Raw genomic sequence first — 21,865 nt, 5'->3', positions numbered from 1 at the left:
GTGATGATAATCTCTTTTATTTTTTAGAAGGTATACTTCAATCCCAGTCCGGGTGCGATATCAAAAAATGGCCCTCTTGCCAGTTCAAGTCGCGGATTAAGGTCAAGGCTAATCGCAATTGGCGCCGAAGGGATAACATATTCCAAACCGATAACAGCATCGGCACCTATCAGGATGTGTTTGCCGTTGTAGTATTCGTCGTCGCCGCCAAAACGTTTGTAGTAGCCATTGCCTACCGAACCAAGGTGACCGCCGAAGCCATAATAAAAGCTCAGTTTATCAACATTAAAAGCTTGTTGGTTTAATTCATACAAGCCGGTTAATACTACGCCGTGATCGCGGATACCCAGGATGCCTTCAAGCGCGGTGCCTTTATCCATAAAGTATTTAACAGAGGGGCCAACCTCGTATGCGCCAAATTTTAAACCTACTGCTGTTTTATAGTCTTGGGCCTGTGAGTTTTTGCTGATCAATAAAAAGGATACGGAAAATAATAAAAGGTACGTTAGTTTTTTCATGCAGATGAATTTAATGATTGACAATAATGTAGCTGTAACAAAAAAGTGACCAGCTTGTTTAGCCCAATTTTGAGCTTTTTTATTTCATGCAAATAAACGCCGGAATTGCTTTTTTATGCTATCTGTGTTTAAAAAACATTGTGCTTTGATTGGTATTGAATTGGTTTTCAATAGAAAAGAATGGCTCCGAATTGTTAAATTAAGTGTCCAAATAAGTTATTTTAGTGAAAATTAAATTGCTGTAATGACTATAAATCGCCTTAAAATAAATAATCCGAAATGCCAGATCCTGTTTTTATCCGTAATATTTTTTGTTTTGTCGGGATGTGCACCGGGGCAGCTCGGGCTCAATAACAGCGGTCAGTACCGTAACGGAATGGTAGTTTGCGCATATCCCGATGCCGCACAGGTGGGGCTTGATATATTGAAGCGAGGAGGTAATGCAGTTGATGCCGCGGTAGCGGTGCAATTTGCTTTGGCAGTCACTTTGCCCGAAGCCGGGAACATAGGTGGTGGCGGTTTCATGGTTTACCGTGCAGGTAACGGTAAAACAAGCACACTCGATTTTAGGGAAAAGGGCCCGGGTGCAGCTAATGTTAATATGTATCTTGATTCGGCCGGTAATGTAATCCCCAATATGAGTTTGTACACTCACAAAGCATCGGGCGTGCCGGGATCAGTTGATGGAATGATTGAGGCTCATCATAAGTACGGCAAACTGAAATGGGCCGATTTGATTGAACCGGCCATTAAACTTGCCCGCAATGGTTTTAAAATAACCAAACATTTGGCCAGCGACCTTAACCGTACCGCCCAACAATTTAAAAAATTAAATCCAGGTAAAAATTATTTGGTAAAGGAAGGGGAATGGAAGGAAGGCGATTTATTGATACAGGAAGATCTGGCCAAAACATTTGAACAGATCCGGGATAAAGGCCGTGACGGTTTTTATGACGGGCCTGTTGCGGATTTGATTGTTGATGAAATGAAACTTGGTAATGGCCTAATCACAAAAGCCGATCTCAAAAACTATCATGCTGTTTGGCGTGATGCACTTGTTGGTAAATACAAGGATTACAAGATTATTACCATGCCGCCGCCTTCAAGCGGGGGGATTGCTTTGTTGCAATTGCTGAAATCGGTTGAGCCTTATCCGCTGAAAAGATGGGGCTACAATCAGGATTCTACCATCAGGCTTATTGTGGAAGCCGAGCGCCGGGTATACGCAGACCGTTCCAAATATCTTGGCGACCCGGACTTTTATAAAGTACCGGTTGATAGCCTGCTCCAGGCGGCTTATATTACATCGCGCATGAAAAGCTTTAACTGGGGCGCTGCTACGCCAAGTGCCAGTATTCAACCAGGCTCATTTGTTGGTTATGAAAGCGACCAAACCACGCATTATTCCATTGTGGACAGAGAGGGCAACGCGGTATCTGTTACCACCACATTGAATGATAGTTTTGGCTCAAAGATCTTTGTTGGAGGGGCAGGCTTTTTGCTGAATAATGAAATGGATGATTTTAGTTCCAAGCCCGGTGTGCCAAACATGTACGGGTTGGTTGGCGGCAAGGCTAACAGCATCCAGCCTGGCAAGCGGATGTTATCATCCATGACACCCACCATTGTTGAAAAGGGCGGTAAACTGTTTATGGTAGTAGGAACCCCCGGCGGTTCAACTATTATTACTTCTGTTTTCCAAACCATACTCAATGTAATTGAATTTAATCAGAGCATGCAGCAGGCCGTTGCTTCAAAACGTTTCCACAGCCAGTGGCTGCCCGACGAAGTAACTATTGAAAAGGACGGTGTTGACAGTACTACAGTTGGTAAGCTACAAAGCAAAGGATATAAGATTGTAACCGCCAAATCCATTGGCCGTGTTGATGCTATCCTCAAAACCAAATGGGGCTACTACGAAGGCGGGGCCGACCCGAGAGGGGATGATACCAAGATGGGTTTTTAGTAGCAATAGCAGTTTTTAGTGGCAGGTATAATAGGCAGCAGCAGCAATTTTTAGTTGAAGGATAAATATCCAAAAGCATAATCGAAGCCTATAGTAAGAAGTCTCAACTATTACTGTCACTGCAACTATTAGTGACGCTGCAACTATCGCTGCTACTGCCAGTGCTACTGCAACTAAATTTGCGTAATCAATAAGCATTTCTTACGTTTGGTATGCATGCATAATAATGTAAAACACCAGGAAACTATTGACTATTTTATAAAGATAGTGTGGCAAACCATGGCTAACCGTTATAACCAGTTGGTTACGGAGTTTGGCTTTACACAATCAATAGGTTACCTGCTCATTAATATCGACGAAAAGGAAGGTACTACCGTATCGCAGGCTGCTGCCTTGCTGGGGCTTAAATCAACCAGCTTGTCGCGCATGCTTAGTCAGCTGGAAACCACCGGGCTGATATATCGAGAAAGCAACGAGGGCGATAAGCGTTCGGTTAAAATTTACCTTACTGCGTTAGGTAAAGAAAAACGGCACCAGGCCCGTGTAATAGTGCGCCAGTTCAATAATTACCTCGATGCCAACATCAGCGAAGCCGATAAACAACATCTCATCGAAACGCTTAAAAAGCTGAACAAGCTTACGGTTAACTATAAACCCTGATTGGTCATTTTGCTTCGCGTCATTGCGCTGCGCTGTCATTTACTCCGTGTCATTGCACTGTGTCGTCATTAAGTCATTTGCCCGATGTTATGGGGGAACAACAATGACTTAATGACATTAAATAAATGACTGTGCAGCAAAATGACATTAATACACTTTTACTTAAAATTGAACGTTTTACCTTCGAAATATCCTTTATGGGGTATTTTAAACGGTGCCTGCTTTTTATTAATTGTTAAAAAGTGTTAAGCTGCCGTTTTTCTCTTTTAAAAGAATAAATTTGCCTTTTGAATTGATGAACAGGATACTGATAGTTTTATTGCTTTTAGGCGTTATTGCAGGTGGTTGCGTAAAATCATCCGTCAGTCCCTTAGTTCAATACAACAAGCAAAAGGAAATTGACGATAAGATCATAAGCGACTACCTGGCTGCCAATACATCTTTAAATGCGAAGCGGGTGGATACAACAGGCGTTTATTACATAGTAAACGATGGAGAAGGGGGAACAGGTAATGTGCTTTATACCAGTTCGACACAGGTTACAGTTGGTTATACCGGCAAAATACTAACATCGGGCGTTGTATTTGCCCAAACGGATAAGTTTCATCCCACCTATGTATTGGGGAGTGTAATAAAAGGCTGGCAATTAGGCATCCCGCAGATCAAACCGGGAGGTAAAGTTCGGTTGCTGATCCCATCGCGTTATGCCTATGGGCCGTATGCGCAGGATTCGATACATTTGCCGGCTAATTCAGTGCTTGATTTTCAAATTCAGCTGTATAATGTAACCAATTAATAAAGCCAGATAAAAGGACAATATAGGCCGGCGAGCAAAAGCTTAGGCGGTTAAAAAAGACAAATTATAATAAATGAAACAAACTATTTTTACGCTCTTAGTACTTATCTCTATAGGCCTTATATCATGCCGGAAAGACAGGAACGATCCGGACATTAAGCAATATGACGAAACCCAGATCAAGAATTATATAGCGGCAAACAGCATCACAGGCATGTTACGTGATACCACCGACGGTGATACAACCGGTATTTACTACAAGATCCTTTCACAAGGCCGCGGTACACCGATGGATTACTCAGATCAGATCTCATTTGTATTTACCGTTCGCACGCTCGATGGTAAGTTTGTATCTGTTGACTCGCTTAACACGAACCATTTTTACGGTTATTTGGGACATGTTAGCAACTCACTGCCCAAAGGTTTACAGACAGCTATCCACAACCTCATAAAATATAAAGGTACGGCGGCAAGGGTGATCATCCCATCGCATTTGGCTTATGGCGTTAACGGTTACGGATCGGGCAGCTCAAGTAATGCAAATACTCATATCGGCGGTAACCAAAGTTTGGATTATTATATTAATGTGGTTTCAAACCAGGAGCTGTATGATGACGCTGTTATTAAAAATTATATCAAAACTAAAGGGCTTACCGGGTTTACCAAAACGGCTGACGGAGTATATATAAAAGTAGCTACACCTGGTACCGGTTCTGATTTAATAGACCTCGATTCATACATAACTTGCACCTATTCGGGCAAATATTTAAATGATACAGTGTTTGACAGTACCTCCCTGCAAGGGACAACCTCTTCATCTTTTACAGTTAGCGGTTTGGTTAAAGGTGCCCAGGAGGGTTTAACCGGGCAAACAGCCGGGTCTGCAGTATCTATTATAATACCTTCGAGATTTGGTTACGGCAACACTGGCAGTGGTTCATCAATAGCTGCAAATGTGGTGTTGTATTTTGACTTTACGGTAGCCACGGTTACTAATTGATGTAATTATTTAGCCAGCGCCTTTTTAAACGCTGCTAAACAACGGTCACGGGCTTTGCCATGATCAACAATGGGTTTTGGATATTTGCTGAAGTCGGCATATTCCGGAACCCATTTTTTTATATATTGAAGCTCCGGGTCGAATTTTTTGGTTTGGGCATCGGGGTTAAAGATCCTGAAGTACGGTGCCGCATCGGTACCTGAACCTGTAGCCCATTGCCAGCCGCCTACATTGCTTGCCATTTCATAATCCAACAATTTGCGGGCAAAATACCGCTCGCCCCATCGCCAGTCAATCAGCAGGTCTTTGCTTAAAAAGCTGGCTGTTATCATGCGCACGCGATTGTGCATAAAGCCGGTTGTATTCAGTTCGCGCATCCCTGCATCAATGATTGGGAAACCGGTTTCGCCTTTGCACCATGCATCAAACTGTTTTTCATCGTTTATCCAATGGATGCGGTCATATTCCGGCCTGAAAGCCTGGTCCATAGTATGAGGGAAATGATGTAATATCATCATATAAAATTCGCGCCAAATGAGCTCATTAAGCCAGGTTTTATCATCATGACTATAGGCCGTAGCCGCCAACTCCCGGATGCTTACCGTACCAAAGCGCAAGTGCATGCCGATATGTGAGGTGCCTTTAACGGCGGGGAAATCGCGTTTATCTTTATAGTTTTTAATTACGCTTTCGTAATTTTTATCCGGCAGGGGGATGTCGCTTTTTTCAAAGCCCAGTTCGCTTAGTGCGGGAATGGGTAATGCTTCTGTTTTATATAGGTTTTTAAGATACTTTTTTGTTGGGTAGGCTTTTAAATAGAACGGCTTCAATGTGCTATACCATTTGCGCTGATAAGGGGTGTAAACAGTATAGGGTTTGCCGTCGTCCTTCAGCACTTCGTCTTTTTCAAATATAACCTGGTCTTTGCAGGTTTTGAAGGGGATGCCGCGCTCTTCAAGTTTTGCGCGTACCTCATCATCGCGTTTAGTGGCATAAGGCTCGTAGTCATGGTTGGTATAAACTCCGGCAATATTATATGTTTTGATGAGCTTGTCCCAGGCATCTACGGCTTTGTGGTGCAATACCATCAGGCTGCTGCCGTGTTTATGCAGTTCGGCACTTAAGCTTGCTATGGTTTGATGAATGAACGTAACCCGTGCGTCGTCTTTGTCTTCAAGTTTTTCTAATATTTCTTTATCGAAAATAAAAACGGGCAAAATCGGGTTCCCGCTTTTGAGGGCATGATAAAATCCCGCATTATCATCAAGCCGCAAATCGCGGCGGAACCAAAATAAAGTTACCGGTATTTTATGATCCATATATCGCGCTTAAAGCGGCCTCCAGGTTAGTAAATTTAAATTTGAACCCGGCGTCCTCAATTTTTTGTGCCGATACTTTAGTGCTTCCTAATACTATACTGCTCATCTCGCCCAATAAAAGTTTGAGCACAAAGCCCGGCACATTTGGCGCCCACAATGGTTTATGTAATTGTTTGGCAACGGCCTGGGTTAATTGCTTATTGGTGACAGGATTTGGTGCAACCATATTGTAAACGCCGCTAAGGTTCTTATTTTCGATCCCTAAAAGGTACATATTCACAACATCCTGCCAATGGATCCAGGGCACCCATTGTTTACCGCTGCCAATTGGCGAGCCAATATATAGTTTTATAGGTTTTGCAAGGGTTGGTAGTGCACCGCCATCCTTATCCAGCACAACGCCGGTACGAAATTTCAAAACCCGCATGCCAAGCTTTTCGCCCTCATCAACAGCTGCTTCCCATAAAACGCAACATCGCGATATAAAGTCGCCGGTAGGTGCATTGGTTTCATACATCAACTCATCACCCCGGTCGCTATAGTATCCAACTCCCGATGCCGAGATTACTGATGTAACCTGGTGTTGTTGATGTCTCAGCACATCGTATATCATTCCGATTGATTTTACACGGCTGTCTATCAGGTCTTTTTTACGGGCATCGGTCCATCGTTTTTCGGCAATACCTGAGCCGGCCAGGTGCACGATGGTATCAACCCCATCAATGCAATGCTCATCGATAGTCCCTTTATTAATATCCCATATAAAGGTTTTTACCTTATCATTATTACCTGCCTTGCGGCTTAAATGACTTACGGTATAACCTTTAGCCAATAAAGCTTTGGTAAGGTGCCTGCCCAATAGGCCCGATCCGCCGGTTAGTAAGATACTTTTGCTCATAATTTCAGTCCATGGTCGATGGACGATAGTCCATAGTGATTTTATTTAATAAGCTATTGCTATGGACTATGGCCTATTGTCCATGGTCCTCGGTTTTTCCTGGTAATTTACAATTTCCCTTGCCATGCCCTTGAATATGAACAGGTGGAAGGGCCACATGGCGTACCAGTAAAGCCGGCCCCACAAGCCGCTGGGCCTAAAGGTAGCTACCTGGCTTAAACTTTGCTTACCGTGGCGTTCAATTATTTTAAATTCAAAGCCAGGCTTCGCCTGGTAGCTTCATTTCGGCGTATAACAGCAGACGTTTATTTTCGCGATCTGCTAATAAAACCCGCCAAAAATCAATTACATCACCAGGGCTTATACCAATATTGCTGGTGCGCCCCCTGCGTAAGCCAACACCACCGAAAATCTTATCCAGGAAACCCCGGATGTTCCAGATCCAGTCCCAATAATACCAGCCACGGTTGCCGCCTATAGAAAGTACGTTGGTAAAAACTTCGTTGGCAGGGCGTTCAAAAGGTATTTTTACTTTATACTGCTGTGTGCCGTTTTGGGGTACTTTGATCTGGTCCATAAAACCGGGATTAAGGTAACCCTGGTTAAAAGCATCCTTCCAACTGGATACGATGGAGTTTTGCTCTATCTTCACAAAGGCAAGCTCCAGGCACTCTTCATAAGTCAGGCATTTTCGTGGCACTACATCATCAATGCTATGATCATGCATTATCGTTTCGTTCTTCATGCTGTTCACCAGGTTTTGGGCAAGGGTATAGCTTGTTGAAGTAACAAAATAAAGCCAGTATGATGATAGTTTGGGCGACAGGAAAGGTATGGTGATCATGTACCTTTTCAACTTACGTACTTTGGCATAGGTAAGCATCATTTGTTTAAAAGAAAGAATATCAGGCCCGCCAATATCGAAAGTGCGGTTAAACGATTTTTCGTTCAGCATTACACCTTCCAGGTAACCCAGTACATCGCGAATGCCAATCGGCTGGCATTTGGTGTTCACCCAGCGCGGAACGGTCATAACAGGAAGCTTTTCGGTAAGATCACGAATGATCTCGAATGAGGCGCTGCCCGAACCAATGATAATTGCAGCTCGCAAAACAGTTAATGCGGCTTTGCCTTCTTTCAGCACATCCTCTACGTGCCGGCGGGATTCAAGATGGCGCGAAAGATTTTCGTCGTTGGTAATCCCGCTTAAAAAAATAACATGTTTACAATTGGTTTTATCGAGTGCCTGTACAAAGTTATGCGCCGAGAGGGCCTCGAGCGCTGCAAAATCCTGTGTTTGCGCCATGGAATGCACCAGGTAATAAGCTGCATCGAGATCTTCAGGAAAAGCTTCGATATTTGATTCTTTAAGCAGATCGCCAGTAATGAGGGTAACCTGCCCGCTGAAATCGCTGTGCTCATGAAAACGACGTTTATCACGTACTAGGCAAACTACGTCGTGACCGTTCTCCAGTAAAACCGGGATAAGCCGTGTACCTATATAGCCGTTAGCACCAGCAAGTAATACCTTCATGCATAGTGAAACAACAAAAAAGGCAGGCGGTTTTAAACAACAGTGCCTGCCTTATAATATGTTACCAATTAGTTAGAGCCTATATGTTTACGCTGTCGACAACCACTACTTTGCTGCATAGCGGTTTTGCATATTCTTCGGCAAAGATGATATGGGTAGGGTCAACCTGGTAAGCTTCCTGGGCTTCGGGCGAATCAAATAAGATCAATAGTGATAAATCATATGAACGGTCGATCACATCGCGGTTGGTATTGGCCGGTACGCCGATATGTATATCGCGGATGTGCGGAATAGGAAGGAGGATGTTAAGCCCTTCAATCAGTTTATCTTTATCGGCTTTGTTGTTAAGCCAAAAATGTACGTGGTGGACGAATGTGTTTTGAAGTATTGGCATGGAGAAATAATGTGTTAAGTTGTAAAATTATTTTTAATGCATGCAGCCGGCGTAAACTCTTCCTTTAAAAACAAAGGCTGTTTTAAGCTTATTAATAACTTGTAAAGCGCTGTCGGCGCTGTTTTTGCTTTCGTAAATCCCGGCTACCAGAGCAATAGTTTTCGGACTTGTGTTATATTGGTAGGTATCAAGATATTCAAGGCTTAATGTTTTGGACGGAAATCTTCGGGGATAATACTCGCCGGCATAAATTTCGTCTTCGTCTTTATCCGATAGCGCAATGAGGTCTTTAGCTTTATTGTATCCCCGTTCCATCGTATCAATAGGAATGTCGGATGATTTATTCAAGTCAAACATTATATCTCTGAGCGTATAATAATTGATACCGGTATCGGCAACTAAAATATAATAATTTGCATAAGCAGCCTCGTTATCGGTATTAGATGTATCAATAACCGTTGCTTTAATCTTAGTTGCACTTTTATAGGATGCCGGCAAAACTTTAAGTTTTTTGATTTTAGAAGAATCGATATCTGGTTTTGTATGCTTTGACTTGCAGGCAACTAATAAACACGCTATTAAAAGCAGGTATTGCACTTTCATAAATGGTGACAGGTTTATCCAAATATAGCTAATTATAAACTGGTTCCACTGCAAACTCAGAACTGCCAACTGTTTAATACTCCAACACCACATGCGGCTTAAAAGTATCCGTTTTTACTTTAGCTTTCAGCTCATGCAAGATATTATATAATCCAAAGTTTGTACGGTTTACATAAATAAAGTGCTTTACGCCGCGGGCCTGTTTAAACTCGGGCATTTTAGATATACGCTCGCCAAAACCATACAACTGATCAAAAAATGCTGTTTGGCTAAAATCAAATGTATCGGTAATATATGGCTGCGCGAACAGGCTAATCATCTCTTTATACTGGGTATAATAAAATTCGATCTGCGCCGGGGTATCTCCTTTATGGATCATATCCAGCTGGCGGAATGCCTTGATGGTTTCCTCCTTGTTATCTAGTAAGTTAGTTGAAGTAAGGGAGAAGAAAGGATAATAAAAATCCTCGGGCATTTCCTTAATACAGCCAAAGTCAATGACGCCCAGTTTACCTTCTGGCGTGATCATAAAATTGCCGGGATGCGGGTCGGCATGCACGGCCCGGAGTTCATGTTGTTGAAAGTTGTAAAAATCCCACAAAGCCTGACCTATCTGGTTGCGAAGATCCTGCGATGGATTGGTGGCCAAAAACTCTTTCAGGTGTTTGCCTTCCAGCCAGTCCATGGTGATAATTCGCTTACTGCTTAGCTCGGGGTAATAATTAGGGAATACCACATTTTCAAGATTGGCACAGGCTTTAGAAAACTCAACAGAACGGCGTACTTCCAATTCGTAATCAGTTTCCTCGAGCAGGCGTTCTTCAACCTCTTTCATGTAAACATCCAGTTCTTTTTCGCTCATGCCCAGCATCCTGAAAGCAAAAGGCTTAACCAGTTTCAGGTCAGACGAGATAGAATCGCCTACACCAGGGTACTGGATCTTAACTGCAAGCTTTTTTCCATTTAGCTCGGCCTGGTGAACCTGGCCTATTGATGCCGCATTGGTTGATCGGATATTGAACTTATCAAAAATCTGATCGGGGTTTTTACCGAAATATTTCCTGAATGTTTGCACAATAAGCGGCCCCGAAAGCGGCGGCGCATTGTATTGCGATTGAGTAAACTTATCAACATAAGCTTGCGGCAGCAGGTTTTTATCCATGCTGAGCATTTGTGCTACCTTGAGCGCGCTGCCTTTAAGCTCGCTTAATGATTGATAGATATCAGCAGCATTATCCTCGTTCAACTCCGATTTATCCAGGTCAGGGTTGAATAGCTTTTTGGAATAATGCTTAATATAATTGCCGCCAATTTTAATGCCTGTTTTTACAAATTTGGCCGACCGCTGTACTTTGGTAGTGGGTATGCTATTTTGTTCGGGAGTGGCTCCCGGAGTTTCATCTGCCATAATTTTAAAATCCCATCTTATCCTTTATCCCGCCGTTTTGCACCAAAAACTTACCATATTCAAAAAGGTTGTCGATAGGCGAGCGCTGGAAAAGATCAAACGTTACATTTATTCCTTTTTCAATAGCCTCATCGGTTTTCTCAAAGCCGGCCGAATTATCGTTAATCCAGAAGTTAAGTACGAAAACGAACTGGATCCATAAGGCGTCTTTATACTTTTTGGAGAAGTATTTACGATCGCTTAGTTCGGTGCTTTCAATTCCTTCCTTCAAAATCTCATCTGCAAAGCCCTCAAAAATGTCTTTCAGCGGACTGAATACCCTGGGCGTAGTAAAACCTTTGGGCTGCTTTTTAATGCTGTAAACCGCGAAGCTGCGGCTGCTTTTCAACAACTCAAAAAAACCGTAAAAAAATGATAAAGCTTTTTCACGTGCTGTATAGCCTTCCCAAACTTCCTGTGCACGGATCTCGGCTAATGTTTTGGTTGCAAAGCCTGCCCAGATCCCCTGCTCAACCGCTTCAAATGAACCGTAGAACTGGTAAAATTCGGCTTCGCTCATTTCATTTTGCTTTGCGAAGATATAAACCGATTTAGGCTGTTCGCCTTCGGTTAACACATAATCGGTATACGCGGTCTGGATGCTTTCGATAGTTGCCATGTTGATTGGGATTTAAGCCTCACCTAAATCCTCTCCAAAGGAGGGGACTTTTGAGCTGATATGTTAAAATTGTAAAATCTCATAAATTATATAACTCCCTATCCATTTGAGGAGGGCTGGGGTGAAGTTATAAAAACTGCTCCACCACCTGTTGCAGCTGCCTGGCCTGTACCACACCGCTTTGGCGCCATTTGCTTTGCCCTTTTTGAAAGATCATAAGCGTAGGCACACTTTGAATACGGTACGCGCTGGCTGCCGCAGGATTTTTGTCGATATCTATTTTGATGATCTTTACCTTATCACCTAACGCTGTTTTAACATCGTGCAGTATAGGTGGCATCATTTTACAAGGCCCGCACCACTCGGCCGAAAAATCGACCAGTACCGGTGTTTCTGATGCTATTATTTCCTGGAAATTTGCCATAAGTATTTTATTAGTTCATGGGTCATGGTTCATAGATCATAGAACGAATCGCTTTATAGATGACAGGATATCAAATTATTACCTGTCAATCCATGAACTATTATCTATGAACCATGAACTATTCAAATTTAACCATTAACTCGTGTAAAAGTTTAGTGTATTAACCATGAACCCTCATCTATAAGTTATATTTACTTTATGCAAACAAAACTAAGCACTTACCTATTCCTGGTGTCCATTGTACTGCCTTTTGCGGGGGGCGCTCAGAACGCTGTTATACCGCTTTGGCAAAACGGAGCGCCGGGCTTCGAAAACCGCCGCAACGAGCCAGAGCAGGCTAAGGACTATTGGGTTAAAAATATCCATAATCCATCACTTACTGTTTTCCTGCCGCCGAAGGATAAAGCTAATGGCGCCGCGGTGGTGATATGCCCCGGCGGCGGCCATCGTTTGCTGGTATACACTGCCGAAGGCGTTGATCCTGCAAAATATCTTAATACTTTGGGTGTTGCCGTTTTTGTACTGAAATATCGTTTGGGCAGGGATACGCTATCACCATACAAAATTGATGTACATGCCAAACAGGACGGCTACCGGGCCATGCGGCTGGTACGCAGCAAAGCAGCTGAATATGGTTTGGATACAAACCGTATCGGGATGATGGGTTTTTCGGCAGGCGGCGAGGTAGTTGATATGGTTGCTTATGGCGAGAGTAAAGGTGACCCTGGAGCTGCTGATCCGGTCGACAGGTTAAATGCCCGTCCCTCGTTTTTGATTCAGATTTATCCGGGACCCCTTTATATTCCCGATAAACTACCTTATGACGCCCCGCCGGCGTTTTTGTTAGCTGCTAATGATGATGTTTGCTGCTCTCCATCGGTAGTAAAATTACTGCAGCGTTACCGGGAAGCAAAAATACCGGTTGAAGTACATATTTATACCCAGGGCGATCATGGCTTTAATATGGGTTACCGATCAAAGCTGCAAAGCATCAGCACCTGGCCCCAGCGCATGGCCGACTGGTTGAGCGATAATAATTACCTGCACCCGGCAACAGCCAAAAGGATGAAACTTCATTAAGTACAGTAAAAAAATAGGATTATAAAAAGAGAGGCATATGCATAACTTAACAGCATAGCCTCTTCTTTTAACAATAGCCCTTATTGTACCCCTACGTTCAGGACTAATGTATCTTGTACCAGCTTTCGGTAAAAGCTGTGCATTTTGTAATGAATCTCCCCGGTTCGTATTAATTCATTTTTATACAATTTTCCACTACTTCGGTACGCCGGCCAAATGAATAAGTGACGTCATTAACAAATTTGTAACTCAGCGTAGCTGTTTTTACTGAAGAAACCAATATCACGTCTGAAGCGTTATCAACCACAAGTACACCATTTGTATTACTGTTTTGTTCAGGTGCTGATGATGTACTGGTAAGCATCAGGTTAGTATACTTGTCAGGCTGTGTTAATTGGCTTACTGTATAAGTAGTATTTATCCTCTCATTACCCGAAGATATATCGCTCACCCAGCTTGCACCCGTTTTTAATGCTTCCGAGTTATCGGCAACCAGGTTTAAGCGTGTGCCGGTTATAAACTGATCCTGTTTAAAACCTGCGAATAATAACAGCGTATCGGTGGCGTATCGCTCATCAGGATCATTTACATCGGTTATGATCCCATTTTTATCAATGCTGAGCGTTACCGATTTGCCTATAAGACTTTGCAATGCCATCTGGATGTATGAGCTGGTATCGGCAGGCCTGTCTGAGCTGTATTCCATTTTTTTACCAAAGGCATCCATTGTATCGTTGATGTGACTTGTGGTAACGGTTAAAACAAACCCGCTACGGGTAATACCGGTAACCTTATAGATTTTTGATATTGATGATGTTGTATTGATATTGAATGTTTGCTTCCCTCGCTGCAATATACTTGCCGCACTTATATAGGTTGTTTTATTGTACTCATCGCCTTGCTTAAACGTAAGTTCGCGACGTTGGGCTTTGCAGACGCAGGCTGTGAACAGCAATAAAGCCATTAATGCCGTTTTTATATTGAAGAGGTGTGTTTTCATTTTTTTAATCGATTTATATTATCCCCTGTTGGATTGAAAAATTAAATCTAAATCACTGTTTATTAATGGTTTGGCATATGGGTCGGTGGTGGCATGTGCGTAGGCGGTGGCATATGCGTTGGGGGTGGCATATGAGTAGGCGGCGGCATATGAGTTGGTGGTGGCATATGGGTTGGCGGTGGCATATGTGGCCCCGGTCCCGGTGGCGGCGGAGTGGGCGGAATGTTAGGTGGTTTAATCGGTGGCACTGGTATTACCGGTTTATACGGCGGTGGAGGCAGTGGCGGCACTGTGGGTGGCGGAATTACCGGTGGCGGTGGCGTATAAGGAGGTATCGGTGGTGGTACATTCCAATCCGATTGATTGTTTCTGCTTTGGGCAGAAGTCCGCTTAGTGCTTATAATTAAAGTTGCGGACACGACTAATGCTGCTATGATTATCTTTTTCATAGATTTTATATGTTTTAATGAAATAATTAATTTTTTGCTGAGAAAGAATTATCGTCGGCTTAGGGAGAGCGGATAACCAATAGAGAACACCATATTGGCCTTATCATTGGTATACCGGGTAAGGTTTGCAACCCCCACAGCTAAACTCAAAGGCACGGGGAATGGCCTGATGCCTGCCGAAATACCAAAGTTCATGCCGGTCCATTCGGCATTTACGTTTACATGCTGGATAAGCTCATAGGATATACTGCCAAATACAGCGGTGCCGTGTTTCCCTCTTCCTGCAGCTATATCTTTCGGGCTTTTTTCATAAAACCTGCCGCTGCCAATACCAATTGTATAACTGAGCCTTGAGCAGCCTGGCGTTAATGATTTAATAGTTTGTACAGCGTGGCTTACAGCCACATAAAAGGTCGAACCTGATGCGTCTGATTGTCTTACATCGGCAAACATTTGCAATGCGCCGGCCGATATACTTGTTCCGGTAAATAATTTGCGGCTTACAATGAAGTTGCCTGAGAAATCCCTGAACCGGTGCACATCAGTTATATTTAAACTGGCGGCAAAGTTTATTGCTTTTACAGGGTTGCCAACACATGCACCCACCGAGGCAATCAGATCGGCTTTGTTGTCCCTGTACACTTCAGGGTAGGTAGCGCCAAGGCCTCCAAACAGATAGGTGCCATATCCCCCAAAGCCCGATGGAATTAATATGCCGCCGGGGGCATCGCTTGGGTAAAGCTCATTTTGTGTTGACATTGTTTGCTGGTTGGTTTGAGGGACAGGTGCCAGAAAGTTGTCTATTTTTTGCGTGAGTGCTTTTTCAAACTGGTTTTGGCTATAAGCAGCTTGTGTACTCAGACAAAATGCACCGGTAACACAGCAAATAATTGCCCATATTTTGGTTTTACAGATCATTTTAGTAAACGGATTAGGTGTGTTTTGATGATTGTGATGAACAGATCAACGCCAACAGGCAATGATCTAATGTATGCAATTTACCTGCAAAAAAACAACTGGTAATTTTTTGTTTTTGGGATAGAACGGCTGGTTTATTAACGGAGCTGCGGGGCTTGTCATAATAAAATTTAACGTGCTGCTGGCAGCAGGCGTTACACCAGAGGTACATGATTGTGGCTTTTTCATTGTGATTTGGATTGTTTTTATATCACAAGTTTACGGAGCCCTGAGAGGGTACACAATACAAAGTAGTTTGTATTTTGAGCTGATTGGGATGGGAAAGCTTAACCGCGATGTTTTTACAAGAGATACAAAGCAATAACGCCTCCTTGCAGTTAGTGCAGGGAGGCGTTATGAAAATTTCTAAATAATGAGCCAGGTTACTTCTTTTCATCAAGTACAACCCATCTGTTCGCTGTATTATTCAATCCTTCAATAACAACCTTATAAAATTTAGAGGGCATATTTTTAACATCAACCAGCACATGCTCATTAGTAACCGGTACAGTAGCTAACAGCTTATAATCATCGGCCTTACCTTCTTTAAAGGTATTATCGGCTGCTACCCACACCTTAACACTGCCTTTGGGGTCAAGTGCCTTCCAGGTGATATCCAATGAGCCCTGCACATAATTAGCGGCAGGCTCTGCCACTGATAGCGGACCGATAAGCGAGATCCCATCCATCTCACGTTGTTGTGCTTCGGGTACTTTTACATTTAAAAAACTATTGATAGAGGGTGTTATATCAACAATACCCGGGGTATAGAATTTAGCATAGTTATTAAGCGGGCGGTAGCTGGTAACCATCCAGGTTGAGCGCTGGCGGGTGCTTTGACCACCGTGATTTTTACCGGTTGCTTCGTCGCGGCCATGATCTGTTGTGATAAAAATCAGCCAGTCTTCTTTAAAATGTTGCTTCCTGTATTGTATTGCAGTCCAGATCTTGCCTACCTGTGCATCCATTTTTTCAATAGCATCATAATATTGCGGGCTATCGCCGTATTTATGCCCCATATCGTCGGTATATTCCAGGTATATCCATGAAAGGTTAGGAGCTTTATCTTTAATACAATCCACTGCCGCTGCTGCTACCTGCTCATCTATCAGGTGCATATAGTTCCCGGCTTTATCATGCGGAAATTTAACGGTATCCAGTTCATAACCATCATAAGCAAAATCAGGATGGATGTTACCTGCTGCGGATAACCGGTCCCCAATTAGCTTGGTGCGGTTATCTGTCCAGCTGCTAAATACAGCTGTCTTTTTGTTAGGATAAGTATTTTTAAACATCCGGAATATATTCCAGTAATTATAGTTTGGTGCCTTGATGTCGTTGCCCCAAACGTTGTGTTTGTTAACCCAGGTAGCGGTAAGTAAGCTGTTGTAGCCATTGGCCGATATGGTTGGCGTTTGCGAATAACCACCTTTTTCGCCGCCAACATGCGCACGAAGGTAGGTGCCCTGCTTAGCTATCAGTTTCAGGTTAGGGGTATTCAATTTTTCAATAACATCTGCTGGGATGCCGTCAGCAATAATAAAGACTGCTTTGCGGGTTTGGGCGGTGGTATTTAGCCCGGCCGATATCAGGAGGAAAAAAGCTGCGGTTTTAAGTAGATTTCGCATCGATATAAGTAAGTGTTTTTAAAGGGCTAAATTACGGTGTTTTAAAAGTGCAGGCGTTAAAAAATTGTTATGCTTTTTGAGCTGTTATATTTTTAACATGCTGTAGCGTAAATGATTTACAAGGCGTAATATAATTATAAACCTATCAGCCATGACGCGCAAACTAACCTTACTTTGTTTTGGGATTTTAGCTATAGCAGCCTGTAAAAAGGGAGGTATCAGCCCAGTTAATAAGGATCCGGGTAAAGACCTGGTGCTTTCCGCAACCGAACAGCAACAAATTGGGCCTGGTAATGCTTTTACCTTAAAGCTTTTCAGCGCTAATGTTAATAGCCTTGACGCTGATAAAAACCTCATCATTTCGCCATTAAGCGTAAGCTTTGCTATAGGTATGACCAGTAATGGCGCCAGCGGGCAAACCCTTACAGATATCCGCAAAACCATGGAGTTTAGCAGTTTTACCGAAGAACAGGTTAACAATTACTATCATAACCTCATCACAAACCTCCCCAATCTCGATCCAAATACTACGCTTAAAATAGCCAATTCCATTTGGTACGCTCATAATTTTACGGTGCTGCCGACATTCCTGAAAAGCAATACCGATTTTTATAGTGCCGAGGTGAAAGCCCTCGATTTTAGCAATGAATCAGCATCCCTAACTACTATTAATGATTGGGTAAGCCAGCAAACTAACAACAAGATTCCAAAGATCATCGATAAAATTTCGGACGGAGCCCGGATGTATCTCATCAATGCCATTTATTTTAAAAGCATATGGAAAACCCGGTTTGATGCAAAAGCAACTTTCAAGGCGCCATTTAGTTTGTCAAATGGAGGTACTGTACAAGCTGATTTTATGACCAATAGCCATGCCGAACTTAAAAGCGCGTATTATAACGGTACAAATGTGGTTGAATTGCCTTATAGCAACAGTAAATACAGCATGATATTGATGATGCCTGATGGAGATATAAAAAGCTTTGCACGGGGCCTCGATTCAAGTAAATGGAATTTACTGATGGGTAAACTCACCGCCGACAAATCGGACATTACCATGCCCAGGTTTAAATTTAGCTATGATATTACGCTGAATGATATTTTAAAATCATTAGGGATGAGCATTGCCTTTAGCGATATGGCTGATTTTAGTCGCATTAACGCGGGTAGTGGCCTTAGTATATCCGAGGTGAAACACAAAGCTTATATTGATGTGAATGAAGACGGTACTGAAGCCGCGGCAGTAACATCTGTTGGCATAGTGACTACGGCAGCCCCACCAACTCATGTTTTTAATAAACCTTTCATTTTTGCAATACGGGAAATGAAAACCGGGCTGATACTATTTGCAGGGATAGTGAGGAACCCGGCGCTGAGTGAATAAAATGCTCTCCGGGTTTACCCAAAATAGTTTTAATCGCTTCAACATACGTATGATACCAGCTTTAAGTATCCGGTGTTATTTTTAAGCATGGGAATGCTTTGCTTATAAGTCATGTAATTAATGCTTTTCTGTTGTTGTTTATCAGGCGTTTTTTGCTGACCTGGGCTAATGTTAATTTTGAAGTTTATCTATTTTGCCTTGAATAATGGCGTTATCAGCAGGTGTTTTTATCAGCGTTAGTGCTTTCTCAAAGTTTAGTTTTGCCTGTTCATTGTCAATGCCGGTATATAATTCGCCAAGCAAGGTATAGTAAAACTGGTTTCCGGTGAGTTTCAATTTTTCAGCCTCAATAATGGCTTCTTCGGGGCTGTTGGCTTTGGCAAGCGCAAAGGTGCGGTTAAGCGCCGCTATAGGGGAGTATGCTATTTGCAGCAGGCGATTATAAAGCTGCAATATGTTTTCCCATTTTTGTTTGGAATCGTTTTTTTGAGTATGCCAGTAGGCTATACTGGCTTCAATGTGATATTTTGATAATTGAGTACCGGTAGTGGCAAGGTTTAAATAAAAGGCACCTTTGGCTACAAGGTCATAGTTCCAAAGGTTGGTGTCTTGATCTTCATATAAAATTAGTCGGCCGTTTTGATCTGTGCGGGCTTCAAACCTCGAGGCATGAAAATACATGAGCGAAAGCAATGCGTTAACCGGCGGTTTGTTGGTGCCTTCGTTTTCAATAAGCATATGGCAAAGGCGCATGGCCTCAAAGCAAAGATCTTTACGCAAAACCTGGTTATCACTAACAGAATAATAACCCTCGCTAAACAACAGATAAATAGTAGTGAGCACGTTTTCGAGCCGGTTATCAATTTCAGCCGGACCAGGCATTTCGATTCCTATTTTTTCATTGCGGATCTTTTCCTTAGCCCTGAACAGGCGCTTGTTAATGGTTTCTTTATTGGTTAGGAAAGCTTCAGCCACTTCATCAATTCCGAAACCGCAAAGGATGCGTAACGAAAGCCCGATCTGTGCCTCGGGAGGGATGGCAGGGTGACAGATTGCAAACATCATTTGCAACTGGCTGTCGGTGATGTTTTGGAGCGAAAGATCGATTTCAGGGTCATAGGTCTTCAAGGTTTGGATTTCCGGGGATACTTTGTTTTCAAAAATGCTATTACGTTGCAAATGATTTTTCGCCTTGTTTTTGGCTACGCTATAAAGCCAGGCGGTTGGGTTAGGCGGGATGCCTTTATAACTCCAGGCCTGGGCTGCGGTAAGGAAGGTATCGCTGGCGATGTCCTCGGCAGTTTCCATCTGATCGAATCCAAAGCGGCGGCACAGCACCGATATTATTTTGCGATACTCGGTGCGGAATAGATGGGGAATGATTTTGGGGTTTTGCACGGTGCAAATGGAAAAATGTCATTGCGAGCGATAGCGCGGCAATCTCGTAGCTGTGCTTTGCCGCTTTGTATATCTCGCAGGCATAACGACGGGATTGCAACGTCGCGCTGGATACTCTTTTGCCCGGGCTGCTCCTCGCAATGACATGATTTATAAAATTATTTTAATGCACCCCATCATTCTTGGCAACCTTCCGCACTTCAACGGTATTGCCATCGCCCTGCAAAACAGGACAGCCTTTGGCAAATTCCACAGCTTCTTCAACCGATTCGGCTTTTACAGTGATGAAACCGCCTATCGTTTCTTTGATCTCGCCGAAAGGGCCATTGGTAACTACGCCGCCGTGTCCTACAATTTTGGCGTCGGCAAAAGGCAAGCCGGTGCCACTCACAAATTTGTTTTGAGCAGCTATGCCGCCAATCCAGTCCATAGTTTGTTTCATCCAGATTTGGATCTGTTCGGGAGAAGCTATTTTAGTGCCATCCTCGTGCCTGAAAATTAAAACGAATTCGTCCATCTTTTTAAATTTTAAAGGTTAATAAATATATGAATTACACCTCTATATCAAATGGAAATGGCTAAATAGGACAGGGCGGGTAATATTTATTTTGAACTTGAAATGTTCAATTTAGGAATTTTTCTGAACCGAGGTAATTTTTTGAATTACGGAATTCATACAATTAAGATGAAAAATTCAATAATGTCTTTCCATCGATTTAATCAGGAAGGCTGTTTTAAGAACGGAAGCGGATACCTGTCATATGGTTAAGGCCCGTGCAGTATGAACGCACGGCCTGGACCGCAGGCAATGCTATAAGTTAGAGAAAAGCGGCTCTTGCCTATTATCCCAAAAGAAGAGAATATCGATCTGATCTTTCTTTATTTGGTAAATACAGAACAATTTTTATGAATAATGCCCTTTCTTATTTGAGCTGAGTTTTTTATCCCTTGAAATATGAGTGGTGATATACTAATTATATCAATTACTTTAAGAGTTCGTTTTTCAAAGTCTTTGACTACTTTAGAGCCCCATTGTTCTTGTAATTGCGATTTTATAGCATCAAATGATTCAAGTGCACTTGAAGAAAAAATTATATTATAGCTCATTCAGATATCGTGAGCCGTTTTTTAAATTCTTCCAAACTTATACTGCGTCCAGCCTCAATATCTGCCTGCCCTTTAGCAATACCTTCGATTACATGAGGTGGTAATGTTTCTTCTTCTTTTTTTTCGAAAGGAATATTTAGCGCCTCAAAAAATGCCTTAATAACTTTTTCCTGGGCTTTTGAGGGGTATACAACGTATGCTTCCATATTTAAAGTTATCGCAAAATATCGTCAAAACCAAAAAAGGCCATCCGCTTAAGCAGATGGCCTTTTTTATTTTTTGATCCCACACCTTTCAGTGGGCCGGTCGTCTATCAAACTTTGATCTCAACCTCAACACCGCTTGGCAATTCAAGCTTCATCAGGGCATCTACAGTTTTTGAGTTAGAGCTGTAAATGTCTAATAAGCGCTTGTATGAGCAAAGTTGGAATTGCTCACGTGCTTTTTTGTTTACGTGTGGTGAACGTAATACGGTGAAAATTTTCTTTTCGGTTGGTAACGGAAGTGGTCCGCTAACTACAGCGCCTGTTGGCTTTACTGTTTTTACGATTTTCTCGGCAGATTTGTCTACCAGGTTGTAATCGTAAGATTTCAATTTGATCCTGATTCTTTGGCTCATTGTTAATTAATTTTTGGCGATTTCACTGATTAGAATGATTTCACCGATTTGATTTTGACCAACCA

24 protein-coding genes are annotated in these 21,865 nt (G+C 42.7%); 6 read left to right on the top strand and 18 right to left on the bottom strand.

The features are described 5' to 3' along the window. Window positions 1-23 precede the first annotated feature (23 nt). Window positions 24-518: a hypothetical protein gene (locus ABID99_RS22465; RefSeq protein ID WP_090530302.1), complete on the bottom strand. Its 495-nt coding sequence runs from the start codon at window positions 516-518 to the stop codon at window positions 24-26. Between the two features lie 244 nt (window positions 519-762). Between ABID99_RS22465 and ggt the strand changes: the two genes are divergently transcribed. From ggt to ABID99_RS22445, 4 genes are all read left to right on the top strand, one after another. Continuing rightward, a complete protein-coding gene (ggt, locus tag ABID99_RS22460; RefSeq protein ID WP_176625285.1) occupies window positions 763-2,484 on the top strand; it encodes a gamma-glutamyltransferase in 1,722 nt (573 codons plus the stop codon). Between the two features lie 216 nt (window positions 2,485-2,700). Next, window positions 2,701-3,144, top strand: a complete 444-nt coding sequence (locus tag ABID99_RS22455) for a MarR family winged helix-turn-helix transcriptional regulator (protein ID WP_090530294.1) — start codon at window positions 2,701-2,703, stop codon at window positions 3,142-3,144. A 295-nt stretch (window positions 3,145-3,439) separates the two neighbouring features. Beyond that, on the top strand, window positions 3,440-3,940 hold the full coding sequence (locus ABID99_RS22450) for an FKBP-type peptidyl-prolyl cis-trans isomerase (RefSeq protein WP_176625283.1): 501 nt from the start codon (window positions 3,440-3,442) through the stop codon (window positions 3,938-3,940). A 73-nt stretch (window positions 3,941-4,013) separates the two neighbouring features. Beyond that, on the top strand, window positions 4,014-4,940 hold the full coding sequence (locus tag ABID99_RS22445; protein WP_373615170.1) for an FKBP-type peptidyl-prolyl cis-trans isomerase: 927 nt from the start codon (window positions 4,014-4,016) through the stop codon (window positions 4,938-4,940). A gap of 5 nt (window positions 4,941-4,945) precedes the next feature. On the opposite strand, the gene ABID99_RS22440 is transcribed toward ABID99_RS22445, so the two are convergent. The 9 genes from ABID99_RS22440 to trxA form a co-directional block, all read right to left on the bottom strand. Then, on the bottom strand, window positions 4,946-6,259 hold the full coding sequence (locus tag ABID99_RS22440) for a deoxyribodipyrimidine photo-lyase (RefSeq protein ID WP_373615169.1): 1,314 nt from the start codon (window positions 6,257-6,259) through the stop codon (window positions 4,946-4,948). Continuing rightward, window positions 6,249-7,157, bottom strand: coding sequence for a TIGR01777 family oxidoreductase (locus tag ABID99_RS22435; RefSeq protein ID WP_373615168.1), 909 nt, complete (start codon window positions 7,155-7,157; stop codon window positions 6,249-6,251). The genes ABID99_RS22440 and ABID99_RS22435 overlap by 11 nt, the downstream gene beginning before the upstream one ends. Window positions 7,158-7,223: 66 nt before the next feature. Next, window positions 7,224-7,400 (bottom strand): DUF2867 domain-containing protein, encoded by a 177-nt coding sequence (locus tag ABID99_RS22430; RefSeq protein WP_373615926.1) that lies wholly within the window; start codon window positions 7,398-7,400, stop codon window positions 7,224-7,226. Window positions 7,401-7,410: 10 nt separating this feature from the next. Next, window positions 7,411-8,691: a DUF2867 domain-containing protein gene (locus ABID99_RS22425; protein ID WP_373615167.1), complete on the bottom strand. Its 1,281-nt coding sequence runs from the start codon at window positions 8,689-8,691 to the stop codon at window positions 7,411-7,413. A gap of 79 nt (window positions 8,692-8,770) precedes the next feature. Then, entirely contained in the window at window positions 8,771-9,085 is a 315-nt protein-coding gene (locus tag ABID99_RS22420) for a Dabb family protein (protein WP_090530282.1), read from the bottom strand. A 33-nt stretch (window positions 9,086-9,118) separates the two neighbouring features. Continuing rightward, window positions 9,119-9,688 (bottom strand): hypothetical protein, encoded by a 570-nt coding sequence (locus tag ABID99_RS22415; protein WP_373615166.1) that lies wholly within the window; start codon window positions 9,686-9,688, stop codon window positions 9,119-9,121. 73 nt (window positions 9,689-9,761) lie between these two features. Next, complete coding sequence (locus ABID99_RS22410) at window positions 9,762-11,096, bottom strand: ABC1 kinase family protein (RefSeq protein ID WP_373615165.1); 1,335 nt, start codon at window positions 11,094-11,096, stop codon at window positions 9,762-9,764. Window positions 11,097-11,100: 4 nt separating this feature from the next. Beyond that, window positions 11,101-11,754 (bottom strand): TetR family transcriptional regulator C-terminal domain-containing protein, encoded by a 654-nt coding sequence (locus ABID99_RS22405; RefSeq protein ID WP_373615164.1) that lies wholly within the window; start codon window positions 11,752-11,754, stop codon window positions 11,101-11,103. Window positions 11,755-11,881: 127 nt separating this feature from the next. Further along, complete coding sequence (trxA, locus tag ABID99_RS22400; protein ID WP_090530271.1) at window positions 11,882-12,178, bottom strand: thioredoxin; 297 nt, start codon at window positions 12,176-12,178, stop codon at window positions 11,882-11,884. 198 nt (window positions 12,179-12,376) lie between these two features. Between trxA and ABID99_RS22395 the strand changes: the two genes are divergently transcribed. Further along, window positions 12,377-13,258, top strand: a complete 882-nt coding sequence (locus ABID99_RS22395; protein ID WP_373615163.1) for an alpha/beta hydrolase — start codon at window positions 12,377-12,379, stop codon at window positions 13,256-13,258. 169 nt (window positions 13,259-13,427) lie between these two features. Here ABID99_RS22395 and ABID99_RS22390 read toward each other — a convergent pair whose 3' ends face one another. The 3 genes from ABID99_RS22390 to ABID99_RS22380 form a co-directional block, all read right to left on the bottom strand. Next, entirely contained in the window at window positions 13,428-14,258 is an 831-nt protein-coding gene (locus ABID99_RS22390) for a DUF6263 family protein (RefSeq protein ID WP_373615162.1), read from the bottom strand. Between the two features lie 497 nt (window positions 14,259-14,755). After that, window positions 14,756-15,625: a hypothetical protein gene (locus tag ABID99_RS22385; protein ID WP_373615161.1), complete on the bottom strand. Its 870-nt coding sequence runs from the start codon at window positions 15,623-15,625 to the stop codon at window positions 14,756-14,758. Window positions 15,626-16,047: 422 nt separating this feature from the next. Next, window positions 16,048-17,292: an alkaline phosphatase family protein gene (locus tag ABID99_RS22380; protein WP_373615160.1), complete on the bottom strand. Its 1,245-nt coding sequence runs from the start codon at window positions 17,290-17,292 to the stop codon at window positions 16,048-16,050. Between the two features lie 151 nt (window positions 17,293-17,443). On the opposite strand from ABID99_RS22380, the gene ABID99_RS22375 reads away from it, so the two are divergent. Beyond that, window positions 17,444-18,676, top strand: coding sequence for a serpin family protein (locus ABID99_RS22375; RefSeq protein WP_373615159.1), 1,233 nt, complete (start codon window positions 17,444-17,446; stop codon window positions 18,674-18,676). 171 nt (window positions 18,677-18,847) lie between these two features. Here the strand turns inward: ABID99_RS22375 and ABID99_RS22370 are convergent, their stop codons facing one another. The 5 genes from ABID99_RS22370 to rpsJ form a co-directional block, all read right to left on the bottom strand. Further along, the gene (locus tag ABID99_RS22370) at window positions 18,848-20,074 is read right to left on the bottom strand and encodes an RNA polymerase sigma factor (RefSeq protein WP_373615158.1); all 1,227 of its coding nucleotides are present in this window, start codon (window positions 20,072-20,074) and stop codon (window positions 18,848-18,850) included. A gap of 163 nt (window positions 20,075-20,237) precedes the next feature. Beyond that, window positions 20,238-20,591 (bottom strand): YciI family protein, encoded by a 354-nt coding sequence (locus ABID99_RS22365; protein ID WP_354486855.1) that lies wholly within the window; start codon window positions 20,589-20,591, stop codon window positions 20,238-20,240. A 362-nt stretch (window positions 20,592-20,953) separates the two neighbouring features. Then, window positions 20,954-21,181 carry a hypothetical protein gene (locus ABID99_RS22360; RefSeq protein WP_373615157.1) on the bottom strand — a complete coding sequence of 76 codons (228 nt, stop codon included), beginning with the start codon at window positions 21,179-21,181 and terminating at the stop codon, window positions 20,954-20,956. Continuing rightward, window positions 21,178-21,387 carry a DUF2683 family protein gene (locus tag ABID99_RS22355; protein ID WP_090530246.1) on the bottom strand — a complete coding sequence of 70 codons (210 nt, stop codon included), beginning with the start codon at window positions 21,385-21,387 and terminating at the stop codon, window positions 21,178-21,180. Before ABID99_RS22355 ends, ABID99_RS22360 begins: the two co-directional genes overlap by 4 nt. Window positions 21,388-21,494: 107 nt before the next feature. Next, a complete protein-coding gene (rpsJ, locus tag ABID99_RS22350; RefSeq protein WP_022830652.1) occupies window positions 21,495-21,800 on the bottom strand; it encodes a 30S ribosomal protein S10 in 306 nt (101 codons plus the stop codon). Window positions 21,801-21,865: the final 65 nt, after the last annotated feature.

This window comes from Mucilaginibacter sp. OAE612 (assembly GCF_041806395.1).
Lineage (GTDB): Bacteria > Bacteroidota > Bacteroidia > Sphingobacteriales > Sphingobacteriaceae > Mucilaginibacter > Mucilaginibacter rubeus.
Note: the sequence above shows the minus strand (reverse complement) of the source record. Positions and strands in the feature narration are given on the sequence as shown.

Excerpts from the sequence above, each read along its gene's own strand:
- ABID99_RS22405 (WP_373615164.1), bottom strand. The coding sequence starts at position 11,754 with ATGGCAACTATCGAAAGCATCCAGACCGCGTATACCGATTATGTGTTA.
- ABID99_RS22365 (WP_354486855.1), bottom strand. The coding sequence starts at position 20,591 with ATGGACGAATTCGTTTTAATTTTCAGGCACGAGGATGGCACTAAAATA.
- ABID99_RS22425 (WP_373615167.1), bottom strand. The coding sequence starts at position 8,691 with ATGAAGGTATTACTTGCTGGTGCTAACGGCTATATAGGTACACGGCTT.
- ABID99_RS22360 (WP_373615157.1), bottom strand. The coding sequence starts at position 21,181 with ATGAGCTATAATATAATTTTTTCTTCAAGTGCACTTGAATCATTTGAT.
- ABID99_RS22395 (WP_373615163.1), top strand. The coding sequence starts at position 12,377 with ATGCAAACAAAACTAAGCACTTACCTATTCCTGGTGTCCATTGTACTG.
- ABID99_RS22385 (WP_373615161.1), bottom strand. The coding sequence starts at position 15,625 with ATGATCTGTAAAACCAAAATATGGGCAATTATTTGCTGTGTTACCGGT.
- ABID99_RS22435 (WP_373615168.1), bottom strand. The coding sequence starts at position 7,157 with ATGAGCAAAAGTATCTTACTAACCGGCGGATCGGGCCTATTGGGCAGG.
- ABID99_RS22390 (WP_373615162.1), bottom strand. The coding sequence starts at position 14,258 with ATGAAAACACACCTCTTCAATATAAAAACGGCATTAATGGCTTTATTG.
- ABID99_RS22355 (WP_090530246.1), bottom strand. The coding sequence starts at position 21,387 with ATGGAAGCATACGTTGTATACCCCTCAAAAGCCCAGGAAAAAGTTATT.
- ABID99_RS22415 (WP_373615166.1), bottom strand. The coding sequence starts at position 9,688 with ATGAAAGTGCAATACCTGCTTTTAATAGCGTGTTTATTAGTTGCCTGC.
- ABID99_RS22465 (WP_090530302.1), bottom strand. The coding sequence starts at position 518 with ATGAAAAAACTAACGTACCTTTTATTATTTTCCGTATCCTTTTTATTG.
- ABID99_RS22380 (WP_373615160.1), bottom strand. The coding sequence starts at position 17,292 with ATGCGAAATCTACTTAAAACCGCAGCTTTTTTCCTCCTGATATCGGCC.
- ABID99_RS22375 (WP_373615159.1), top strand. The coding sequence starts at position 17,444 with ATGACGCGCAAACTAACCTTACTTTGTTTTGGGATTTTAGCTATAGCA.
- ABID99_RS22445 (WP_373615170.1), top strand. The coding sequence starts at position 4,014 with ATGAAACAAACTATTTTTACGCTCTTAGTACTTATCTCTATAGGCCTT.
- ABID99_RS22420 (WP_090530282.1), bottom strand. The coding sequence starts at position 9,085 with ATGCCAATACTTCAAAACACATTCGTCCACCACGTACATTTTTGGCTT.
- ABID99_RS22450 (WP_176625283.1), top strand. The coding sequence starts at position 3,440 with ATGAACAGGATACTGATAGTTTTATTGCTTTTAGGCGTTATTGCAGGT.
- ABID99_RS22455 (WP_090530294.1), top strand. The coding sequence starts at position 2,701 with ATGCATAATAATGTAAAACACCAGGAAACTATTGACTATTTTATAAAG.
- ABID99_RS22410 (WP_373615165.1), bottom strand. The coding sequence starts at position 11,096 with ATGGCAGATGAAACTCCGGGAGCCACTCCCGAACAAAATAGCATACCC.
- trxA (WP_090530271.1), bottom strand. The coding sequence starts at position 12,178 with ATGGCAAATTTCCAGGAAATAATAGCATCAGAAACACCGGTACTGGTC.
- ABID99_RS22440 (WP_373615169.1), bottom strand. The coding sequence starts at position 6,259 with ATGGATCATAAAATACCGGTAACTTTATTTTGGTTCCGCCGCGATTTG.
- rpsJ (WP_022830652.1), bottom strand. The coding sequence starts at position 21,800 with ATGAGCCAAAGAATCAGGATCAAATTGAAATCTTACGATTACAACCTG.
- ggt (WP_176625285.1), top strand. The coding sequence starts at position 763 with ATGACTATAAATCGCCTTAAAATAAATAATCCGAAATGCCAGATCCTG.